This window comes from Burkholderia sp. Bp8998, assembly GCF_003854235.1.
Classification (GTDB): domain Bacteria; phylum Pseudomonadota; class Gammaproteobacteria; order Burkholderiales; family Burkholderiaceae; genus Burkholderia.
This window is the reverse complement of sequence record NZ_QTQF01000083.1, coordinates 1-10164: the sequence shown is the minus strand read 5'-3', so window position 1 is coordinate 10164 and position 10164 is coordinate 1. Positions and strand designations below refer to the sequence as shown.

Here is a 10164-nt window from a genome sequence, read left to right as displayed (position 1 = left end):
GCACGCCGACGACCTGACCGGTACGCTTGAGCACATCGTCCTTCGTCGCGCCGGCAGCGAGCATGTCGAGCGCCTGCTGCGGGTTGCTTCCAAATACCTTGCACAGACCTTCGACCACGACCTTGGGGGCATCCATCGAAACCTTCTCCTCGTGTAGCGGGGACTCACGCGTGTCATAGCGTGCCTACATAGTTGCTAGAAAAAACCCCGGCCTGCCGACGAATTACGACAAACGCTTGCGCAAATACGACACGCCCGTCAGCCCCGCCACGCGGCGCGCGGCGCGTGGCGGCACCCGATTGCGGCGATGCAATACGCGCATCGCCTGCACTGGCGGGCATCGCGGGCAGAACTTGTGCGCAGCAGCGCAGCGCAAACGCGGCGGCGTTTTGCGCCAATTCGCAGCAGGCGCACGTCGCTTTGCGACAATTTCACGTCCGATGGGACCGGATCGCACGCCCCGCGCAGGCGAAAAGAATGGTCGTACGAAAAACCCCCATCTCGAAGGTGCGACAGTCACGTTTCGCCCCCTGCCCGCAACCCAGAAAATCCCGCATGACCGCTGTGATACATTGCCGGCAACCACACCGATCGCGACGTCGCCACGCGCCCTGCGCGTGACACTGCGCCGGCGGTGCGTGCATGCCGGTTCGCCTGCCGGCCATACGGAAACCTCGATCGGGCCGCGCGACGATCGAAGGACGATAACGAAATGAGAGAGGGAGCTAGGCGATGAATTGGGCTTTTGCCGCAATCGGTTTCATCGTGGGCGGTATCGCCGCATTGTTCGGGAATTTCTCCGCCGCCAACGGCACGCTGCTCGGTGCGGCTGTCGGGTTCTGCATCGGCCACGCACTGCAGCAACACAAGCGCAAGAGCGGCGGCGCGACACCCGATGCGTTCGCGATTTCCGCGCCCACCGCGACGCCGCAACCACCCCTCGTGCCGCTTGCCGAACGCGTCGCGCGCCTCGAAGCGACGGTCGACGCGCTCACGCGCGAACTCGAGGTACTGCGCGGCCAGCTCGCCGGCGCGAAGGCCGGTGCCGCCGCGACCGGCACCGCTGCGCAGGCACCGTCGGTCACACCCGCCACAATCACGCCTTCGCCCGCTGCGATCCCGCCTCGACCATCCGTGCAGCCCGCTGTCGCGCGCGCCGGCACGTCGTCGTCGACCTCCACACCGGCGCCCGCACCGGCCGTCGCCGCGCGGACGAGCGAAGCGACCGCCGCCGCCGGCGCCCCGGCGAATGCACCCGCAGCGCCCGACCGCCCTGCCCCGCCCGCCCCGCCGAAGCCGCGCGAACCCGACATCGCCGAACGCGCGTTCCGCGCCGCGCGCGACTGGCTGCTCGGCGGCAACACGGTCGTGCGCGTCGGCATCATCGTGCTGTTCTTCGGCGTCGCATTCCTGCTCAAGTACGCGGCCGACAACAACATGCTGCCGATCGAATTCCGCCTGGCCGGCACGGCCCTCGCCGCGGCCGCGCTGCTCGCGATCGGCTGGCGCGTGCGTGCGCGCCGCGCCGCGTACGGCCTCGTGCTGCAGGGCGGCGGCATCGGCATCCTGTACCTGACGATCTTCGCCGCGACCAAGCTCTATGCGCTGCTGCCGGTCGGCTCGGCGTTCCCGCTGATGGTCGCGGTGTGTGCGCTGAGTGCGTTCCTCGCGGTGAAGCAGAACGCACTGCCGCTTGCCTTCATGGGCAGCGCGGGCGGCTTTCTCGCGCCGGTGCTGCTGTCGACCGGCCACGGCAGCCATGTCGCGCTGTTCAGCTACTACGCATTACTGAACGCCGGCATCTTCGCGATCGCGTGGTTCAAGGCCTGGCGTCCGCTGAACCTGCTGGGCTTCGTGTTCACGTTCACGATCGGCTCGGCGTGGGGCGTGACGGCATACCGCCCCGCGCTGTTCGCGACCACCGAGCCGTTCCTGATCGTGTTCTTCCTGATGTATGTCGGCATCGCGCTGCTGTACGCGGTGAAACGCGAGCTGGCGCTGCGCCACTACGTGGACGGCACGCTCGTGTTCGGCACGCCGATCGTCGCGACCGCGCTGCAGGCGTCGCTCGTGAAGGACATGCCGTTCGGGCTCGCGTGGAGCGCGGTCGCGCTGTCGGCGTTCTACGTCGCGGTCGCCGCCTGGCTCGCGCGGCGCCGCGATCGTCTCGCGCTGCTGTTCGAAGCGATGCTCGCGCTCGCGGTGATCTTCGCGACGCTCGCGGTGCCGCTCGCGTTCTCGGGCCCGACGACGAGTGCCGCATGGGCGATCGAAGGCGCGGCGATCGTGTGGGTCGGCGTGCGCGAGAAACGCCTTGCGCCGTTCGGCTTCGGCCTGCTGATGCAGCTTGCCGCGGCCGGCGCATTCTTCACGAGCCTGCTCGGGCCGGCCGACACCAACACGCTGCCGGTGCTCAACGGCGCATACATCGCGATGCTGCTGATCGCGCTAGCCGGGCTGTTCACGGGCTGGTGGCTGCACGGGCGCGACGAGGCGCGCGCATGGCATGCGTGGATGCCGGACCTCGGCGCGGCCGCTGCGGCGTGGGGGCTGCTGTGGTGGCTGAGCGGCGGGCTGCACGAGATCCTCGTCTACGCGAGCCGTCACGTCGATCTGCACGCGGACCGCTTCGTCGTCGACGCGACCGCGCTGTTCGCCGCCGGCACCGCGTGGCTTGCACACGTCGCGCGCCGCAAGCTCGCCTGGCCGATCGCCGAATGGCCGGCGCTCGCGCTGACGCCGGTGCTCGCGCTGCTCGCGTTGCGTGCGTTCGATTCGCATGAAGCGCCGCTGTCGGGCATGGGTGCGTTTGCGTGGCCGATCGCCGTCGTCGCATGCTATGTGCTGCTGCTGCGTCAGTCGCGCGGCAAGACGGCCGCCGGTCCGGAAACGGGCACGACGGGCGCGTCCGCCGTGTCGGCCATCCCCGTCCCGGTGGTCGCGCCACTGCACACGCTGATGTTCTGGACGTTGTGCGGGCTGTTCTCGCTCGAGGGCTTCTGGCGCCTGCGCGCGTTCGTGCCCGAAGGTGCATGGAGCTGGAGCGCGTGGGCCTACGGCTTCGGCGCGCTGCTTCTGCTGGTGGCGGGCCCCGGCTCGCGCCTGCGCTGGCCCGTCGCCGCGTTCCCGCGCGCGTACCAGGTGTGGGGAGCCGCGCCGCTCGCCGCGCTGCTGTGGCTGTGGAGCATCGCCAGCGTGACGAGCGACGGTGACGCGTCGCCGCTGCTCTGGCTGCCGCTGCTCAATCCGCTCGACGTCGCGCAACTGCTGATTTTCGTCGCGTGCGCCACCTGGCTGCGCCGCCTGAAGGCGCTCGATGTCACCTGGCATCCGCTGGCGATCGACCTGGCGGCGCTCGCGACCGTGTTCCTGTGGTTCAACGCGCTGCTGCTGCGCACGCTGCATCACTGGACCGGCGTGCCGTACGCATTCGACGCGATGGCGGAATCGACGCTCGTGCAGGCGTCGGTCTCCGTCTACTGGACGCTCTGCGCGCTCGCGACGATGATCTGGGCCACGCGCCGCGGGCTGCGTCCGCTGTGGTTCGTCGGCGCCGCGCTGCTCGCGCTCACGGTGATCAAGCTGTTCCTGTTCGACCTGTCGCACGTCACCGGCATCGAACGCATCGTGTCGTTCATCGGCATCGGCATACTGCTGCTGTTGATCGGCTATTTCTCGCCGCTGCCGCCGAAGGCCGCGGCCCAACGGGACGACACCCAACCATGAAACGACTCGCAGCCCTGCTCGGCCTGAGCCTGCTGACGTCGTTCGCGGCGGCCGACGGCACGCCGGGCGCCGAACGTGTCACTCAACGCTTCTCGCTCGATCTCGACGGCAGCGCCGCGTATTACCAGCTCACCGTGCCGCAGGCCGTGTATGCGGCCAGCCGGCGCGACGATCTCGGCGACGTGCGCGTCTTCAACGGCGCCGGCGAACCCGTGCCGTATTCGCTCGACGCGCCTGCGGTCGCCGCCGTGCCGCCATCGCGCACACCGGTGCCCTGGTTCCCGCTGCCGCCTGCCCGCGCCGACGACGGTCACGCGCCGCTCGGCGTGTCGGTCGCGCCGGACGGCTCGCTGCGCGCGGCCGTCACCGCGCCGGCTCGCGCGAAACACGCGGCCGACCTCGTCGACCTGTCGCACGCGAGCGGCGAGGTCGACGCGCTGCTCGTGCATGTCAGCGACGACAGCTACCAGGGCCGTGTCGCCGTCGATGCGAGCGATGACCTGCGCAGCTGGCGCTCGCTCGGCAGCACGCAGTTGCTGAAGGTCGGCCGCGGCGGCGACCTGCTGGTGCAGGAACGCATCGCGCTCGAGGGCACGGCGCCGCGCTACCTGCGGCTCGACTGGCTCGACGGCGCGCCCGCGATCGGGTCGATCGAGATCGAAACGCAACCGCGCGATGCGCGCACGACGGACACCGCGGCCGTGCCGCGCCAGTGGCGCGACGCCGTGCATGTGCGGGCCGGCAGCACACCCGGCGAGTATCTGTTCGACACCGACGGCGCGTATCCGGTCGACCGCGTGCGCATCGACCTGCCGCAGCCGAATACGGTTGCGCGCGCAACGCTGCAGAGCCGCCCCGATGCGCAGACGCCGTGGCGCGAGGTCGCCGGCGCAGTGCTGTTCCGGCTGCAGGGCAAGGGGGGCGAACAGCGCAACCCGCCGCTGGCGTTCGCGTCGAATCCGGATCGCGCGTGGCGGATCGTCGTCGACATGCGCAACGGCGGGCTCGGCGGCGGCCAGCCGGCCGTCGCGGTCGGCTGGCATCCGGCCGCCCTGACCTTCGTCGCGCGCGGCACGCCGCCGTTCACGCTCGGCGTCGGCAATGCGTCGCTGCCGTCGTCGGCCGTGAGCCGCGACGCGCTGCTGGTCGGGATGGCGCCGGAAGTGCGGCCCGCCCGCGTGGGCGCGGCGCTGCCGGTTTCGCCGGTCCCGCCGACGCTGGCCGCCGATCGGGATGCGACCCGCCGTTACGTGTTGTGGGGAGCGCTGGTCGTCGCGGTCGGCGTGCTCGGCACGATCGCATGGCGCCTCGCGCGCGGCGGTGGCGGCGACACGCGCAATCGCGACGAGTGAGGCCACGCCAGCACGCCGGTAACGAGCGACGAGTGAGGCCACGCCAGCACGCCGGTAACGACCCAGGCCGGTCGATGCGTGACGTGCACGTCGTCAACGACGCCATTCCGCGCGTGCGATTCCGTACTCGCGATGCCCGCGCGAGCGCACCGGTTCCTCGTTGACACACCCGGCGGCGCGATCCAGACTCGCTGATCCCCACACCACCGCGAGCGCCCATGGTCACCTGCTTCCTTCGCTACGTCATCGATCCGTACAAGCTCGAGCAGTTCGAAGCCTACGGCAGGATGTGGATTCCGCTCGTCCAGCGATTCGGCGGCACGCACCACGGCTACTTCCTGCCTTCCGAAGGTGCGAGCAACATCGCGCTCGCGATGTTCTCGTTCCCGAGCCTCGCCGAATACGAGCGCTACCGCGAACGCTCGAAGACCGATCCCGCCTGCCAGGCCGCGTTCCGGTATGCAGAGGAAACGCGCTGCATCGTCAGCTACGAGCGCAGCTTCTTCCGGCCGGTGTTCGAGTAACCCCGCACATCGCGCCCCCTTTCCGGCGCCGGACGAAAAAAAGCCCCGCCTGCATCCGCGCGGCGGGGCCAACCCATGTCAGTAGAGACATCATGGAGGAGACGGGCCCATCTTATCGAGCGCGGCACGCCGCCCCAACCAAGCATTTCTGCTATCCATCTGCGTCGCCGCGCGCAGGCTCGCCCCGCGTGCATGGCATATCGATAGAACGAAAAGTCGTTTTCAGAGTGGCGGCGGGGTCGTTACCATCTGGTTTTAAGCCTGTGCTTAGCCGGGCAAGCCATCTCCAAGGAGCGCCCCTTGACTGCATTCGATCAACACCGCCGCCCGTTCGTGGTCGGCATCGGCGGCACCACCCGGGCCGCGTCGTCGACCGAGCGCGCACTGTCGTTCGCGCTGCGCGGCGCGCAAGCCGCCGGCGCACGCACGCGCCTGTTCGACGGCCCGTTCCTGCATACGCTGCCGCACTACGCCCCCGAACACAAGACGCTGACCGACGCGCAGCAAGAACTGATCGACACCGTGCGCGAAGCCGACGCGATCATCATCGCGACGCCCGGCTATCACGGCGGCGTGTCCGGCCTCGTGAAGAACGCCCTCGACACGCTCGAGGAACTGCGCGCCGACGAGCGTCCGTACCTCGACGGCCGCGCGGTCGGCCTGATCGTCACGGCCTACGGCTGGCAAGCCGCCGGCACCGTGCTGACGTCGCTGCGCTCGATCGTCCATGCGCTGCGCGGCTGGCCGACCCCGTTCGGCGCTACCATAAACACGCTCGAAACGCGCTTCGACAGCGCCGACAACTGCTCGGATCCGAAGGTCGTCGCCCAGCTCGAGACCGTCGGCGCGCAGGCCGCCGAATTCGCGCTTGCGTTCGCGTCGCATCGCGCGGCCACGCATGCCGCATCGGTCGACGCGCTCGCGCCCGTCCTGAAGATCGCCAACCAGTAACCTCCGCCTCCCCGCTGCCCGCGCCCGGCCGACGACGTTTGCCGCGCGCGGGCAGCGCGTGTCCGACGGTCCGGCGCGCATCGCGCCGTCACGCCCTGCTTCATGCCGGCTCCTCGCGCCGATAACGATTCGGCCCGCCACGTGATTTGCATTGGCCGAAAGATTGGTTCACGCGGGCCGCGGGTTTTCGTACGCTGAAAGCCCGAATCCTCCCTGCGCACGCCATGAACCGCACGATCCGTTACAAGGGCTATGAAGTCGCCCCCGCCGCCGCCCGGCTACCGAACGGGCTGTTCGCCGCGAACCTGACGATCGAGAAGGCGAGCGGCGGTCCGTCACCGCGCGCCGTGTCGTTCGACGCGATCGATTTCTTCTTCGAAGAGGAACACGCGCTCGCGTATGCGTCCCGCTGGGGACGCCTCTGGGTCGACACGCAGGCCTGAACGCGGCGCGCGGCAGCGCAAGGCCGCTCGAAAATACGCGATTACGGAAGCTATGCAAGAATCTTTCGTCTCGTAATCGCATAACAACAGCCATGTCCGACACGCTGCAGCAAGCGCATGCAGCGGCAGATCACACCATGCGCAACTGGACCTTCGAGCGTCAGGGTCCGGTCAGGATCGGTTCCGATGCGCACAGGCAGATGTTCTGCCGCATGCTGCTCGATACGCACAACCCGTACAAACCGGCCGTCATCGACTGGCCGCCGCTCAAGCCCGACGAACTCAAGCGGCTCACGTCGCTGCCGATCTGGGACATCGCCGTGCAAACCGAAGGCCGCGCGTCGATCCGCGTCGCCACTTTCGCGGCCACCGTCGGCGATCCGCTGTTGCGCCGGGCGCTCGAGATGGATGGCGGCGAGGAGGCGCGGCACAAGGTCGTATTGTCGAAACTGGTCCAGGCATACGGCATCAAGCTCGCCCCCGAACCGGCCTATCCGGCGCCGACGGACCCCGAATGGTCGTGGATGGTGACCGGCTTCAGCGAGTGCATCGACAGCTTCTTCGCGTTCGGCCTGTTCCGCTCCGCGCAGCGCTCCGGCTATTTCCCGCCCGAACTCGTCGACACCTTCGAGCCCGTGATCCAGGAAGAAGGCCGGCACATCCTGTTCTTCGTGAACTGGTACGCGTGGTACTGGCGGAGTTTGCCGTGGTGGCGCCGGCCGTGGTTCTTCGCACGGGTCGCGGCCGTGTGGGCGTACCTGATCCGGGAACGCATCGGGATCGCGCGCGGGATCGATGCGGACGGCGTCGCGCACGACGCGAACTTTCCGGCGACGAGCACCGCCGACATCGGCGATGCGCTCAACCCGCGCGACCTGATCGAACTGTGCCTCAGCGAGAACGACCGACGGATGGCCGGGTACGACAAACGGCTGCTGCGCCCTATGTTCGTGCCGCGCATGGCGCGCCTCGCGCTGCGCTTCCTGCGGAAATAACGCCGCGGCGCCGGGCGGCGGGTTGCAGGTGGCGCGGACCGGCGCGCATGGCAACCCTCCCGCTCTTGTCCGGGACGATGTGCCGCCGCCGTCGGGACCGGCTACGATTGCAAGCCTGTCCCGCGCCGGTGATCCGGCACCCTGTCCAATCGGCTCCAGACCCACTATATGGAATGCCGCCAATCGAACGGATTCGAAAGCGAGATCCCAATTGCAGGGTCGATGCGCCTGTAGCACTTTTTTACAACTTTATGAGATTGGACGCCGTGGAAGGCCCGTCCCACGGGCAAGCGCAGGCGGCGAGATGCGCACATCAGCATATCCCGGCGGACCGCGTTTCATGTTTTTTCGATTTCAACAAAGGTCAGTAAATATAATTAAAAATCCGGACAAACAATCAAATTAACAAATTAATAATCCAACGAAATTCATTCCAATTAACACCCCCAGAGAATATTACAATTCAGAACGGCACAAACTTCGCGCAAACGTTTGCCATTTCATTTGTCTTACTTTTTGAGGTTGGAAAAGTGCGCATAGATACAAAAAATCACCACATGTCATTGATTTTTATCAAAATTAACGGCGTCAGCCGATGCCTCCGAAAACCCTACACTCTACATTCCTCATATTTTCAAATTCATTACACGCCAATACATCAAAACACGATGCATTGACTATTTTTTAACTTTCAAAACCTCCAATTTTTCACTGTTTGTCAATCTCCAAATATCACCTCAAATAAACTCCGCCCATCAATTTTGAGATTCGCGCGTGCGCACGGCAATTCATCTAACGAAAGAGACCGTGTGTGTTGCGTGCTTATTTGGAGGTAGCTGGAGATGAACCGCACTTACCGCTCGATCTGGAACGAAGCCCTTGGCACCTGGGTCGCGGCATCCGAGCACGATTCGGCACGGGGCAAGCCGAACAAGTCGGCCGTCGTGAAGGCCGTTGCGACCGTTGCGCTTGTCGCAGGGGCGACCGTCGGCAACGTCGCGCACGCGCAGTACAGTGCGGGCGGCTTCACCACCGGTTCGTCCGGCGCCGTGTCGGCGACGGGTACGCAAGCGATTGCAATCGGCGGCGGCGGCGGCAGCACCACGACGGCCAGCGGCGCGACCTCCATTGCGATTGGCGCGAACGCGACGGCATCGGGCAGCTATTCCCAGGCGTTTGGTCAAGCAACGACGGCGAGCGGGTCGAGCGCGATCGGTATCGGCTCCGGCGCGAAGGCGCTCAACACGGGCGCGACCGCGGTCGGCAACGATTCGACGGCATCGGGCTCCAGCTCGATCGCAATCGGCGGCGGCAACAGCACGGGCACGGGCGGCGCGGTGGCGGCAGGTACCAACTCGATCGCACTGGGCCGCTTCTCGAACGTCAACGCGGCGACCACGTCCGGCATCGCCATTGGCTCGAACGCGACCGTCACGGCGGCCGGCACCAACGGCACGGCGCTTGGTTCGGCGGCCACCGCAGCCGGCTCCGGCGCATCCGCCATCGGCAATGGCGCGACGGCAACGGGCACGAACGCGATCGCGCTCGGCGGTACGGCCAACTACGCATCCAGCGTCGCGATCGGCGCGGGCAGCGTGACCGGCGCGGCAGCGCCGACGGGAACGGGCTACCTGACGGGCAGCGCAGCGCCGCTGTCGGAAGTGTCGGTCGGCAGTTCGACGGCCCTGCGCCGCATCACGAACGTCGCCGACGGCTCGGCACCGCAGGACGCGGTCACAGTGGCCCAGCTCAGCACCGGCATGAGCACGACGACGAGCGCGATCAGCTCGTTGTCGTCGTCTACTTCGACCGGTTTGTCGTCGGCCAACAGCTCGATCGGGTCGCTGTCGACTTCCACGTCGACCGGCTTGTCGTCAGCCAATAGCTCGATCAGCTCCCTGTCCACGTCGACCTCGACCGGTATCAACTCGCTTTCGACCGGCCTGAGCTCGACCAACAGCTCGGTCGCTTCGCTGTCGACTTCCACGTCGACTGGCCTGTCGTCGGCTAATAGCTCGATCAGTTCCCTGTCCACGTCCACTTCAACGGGCATCAACTCGCTGTCCACGGGTCTCAGCTCGACCAACAGCTCGGTCGCCTCGCTGTCGACCTCCACGTCGACCGGCTTGTCGTCAGCCAATAGCTCGATCTCGTCCCTGTCCCCCTCGCAATC

The 10164-nt window shown here is 67.2% G+C and carries 7 protein-coding genes and 1 pseudogene; 7 read left to right on the top strand and 1 reads right to left on the bottom strand.

Annotation, left to right across the window (positions count from 1 at the left end):
- Positions 1–373: pseudogene (locus tag DIE06_RS39335) on the bottom strand (glycine betaine/L-proline ABC transporter ATP-binding protein); the annotation flags it as partial.
- 359 nt (positions 374–732) lie between these two features.
- Between DIE06_RS39335 and DIE06_RS36935 the strand changes: the two are divergent.
- From DIE06_RS36935 to DIE06_RS36905, 7 genes are all read left to right on the top strand, one after another.
- On the top strand, positions 733–3726 hold the full coding sequence (locus DIE06_RS36935) for a DUF2339 domain-containing protein (RefSeq protein WP_124665637.1): 2994 nt from the start codon (positions 733–735) through the stop codon (positions 3724–3726).
- On the top strand, positions 3723–5078 hold the full coding sequence (locus tag DIE06_RS36930) for a DUF3999 domain-containing protein (RefSeq protein WP_124665636.1): 1356 nt from the start codon (positions 3723–3725) through the stop codon (positions 5076–5078). The genes DIE06_RS36935 and DIE06_RS36930 overlap by 4 nt, the downstream gene beginning before the upstream one ends.
- 218 nt (positions 5079–5296) lie before the next feature.
- On the top strand, positions 5297–5602 hold the full coding sequence (locus tag DIE06_RS36925) for an NIPSNAP family protein (RefSeq protein WP_124665635.1): 306 nt from the start codon (positions 5297–5299) through the stop codon (positions 5600–5602).
- 300 nt (positions 5603–5902) lie between these two features.
- Positions 5903–6553: an NADPH-dependent FMN reductase gene (locus tag DIE06_RS36920; RefSeq protein WP_124665634.1), complete on the top strand. Its 651-nt coding sequence runs from the start codon at positions 5903–5905 to the stop codon at positions 6551–6553.
- 224 nt (positions 6554–6777) lie between these two features.
- Positions 6778–6996 (top strand): hypothetical protein, encoded by a 219-nt coding sequence (locus DIE06_RS36915; protein WP_006749916.1) that lies wholly within the window; start codon positions 6778–6780, stop codon positions 6994–6996.
- 92 nt (positions 6997–7088) lie between these two features.
- Positions 7089–7991 (top strand): ferritin-like domain-containing protein, encoded by a 903-nt coding sequence (locus tag DIE06_RS36910; protein ID WP_124665633.1) that lies wholly within the window; start codon positions 7089–7091, stop codon positions 7989–7991.
- An 842-nt stretch (positions 7992–8833) separates the two neighbouring features.
- The coding region (locus DIE06_RS36905; RefSeq protein WP_260433896.1) for an ESPR domain-containing protein at positions 8834–10164 on the top strand (1331 nt) is incomplete at its 3' end.